General features: G+C 58.7%; 1 protein-coding gene. It reads left to right on the forward strand.

The genetic code is table 11. The features are described from left to right. Positions 1 to 555: phage tail tape measure protein (locus ACG0Z5_RS24080; protein WP_394451662.1), on the forward strand; the 555-nt coding region annotated here is incomplete at both ends.

Genomic DNA, 555 nt, shown 5'->3' on the forward strand with positions numbered 1-555 from the left:
TGGCGAAAAATGCCGGTGTCAGCATCGAGGAAACCGCCGCAATGGTGGGGGCGCTGCACGATGCCAAAATCACCGGCTCGATGGCCGGGACTGGAAGCCGGGCGGTGCTCAGTCGTTTACAGGCTCCAACCGGCAAAGCCTTTGACGCTATCAAAGAGCTCGGCGTCAAAACGGCTGACAGTAAGGGGAACACCCGGCCGATTTTCAGCATCCTGAAAGAAATGCAGGCCAGCTTCGAGAAAAATAACCTTGGCTCGGGCCAGCGTGCCGAGTACATGAAAACCATTTTCGGCGAAGAGGCCAGCTCTGCGGCGGCGGTGCTGATGTCAGCCGCGTCGACCGGCAAGCTCGACCAGCTAACCGCCACGCTGAAAACCTCAGACGGGAAAACGGCCGCGCTGGTTAAAGTCATGCAGGACAACCTCGGCGGCGATTTTAAAGAGTTTCAGTCAGCCTATGAGGCCGTCGGGACCGACCTTTTCGACCAGCAGGAGTCATCGCTGCGCAAACTGGTGCAGACGGCGACCGGCTATGTGCTGAAGCTCGATGGCTGGA

This window comes from Scandinavium sp. M-37 (assembly GCF_043558715.1).
Lineage (GTDB): Bacteria > Pseudomonadota > Gammaproteobacteria > Enterobacterales > Enterobacteriaceae > Scandinavium > Scandinavium vulneris_A.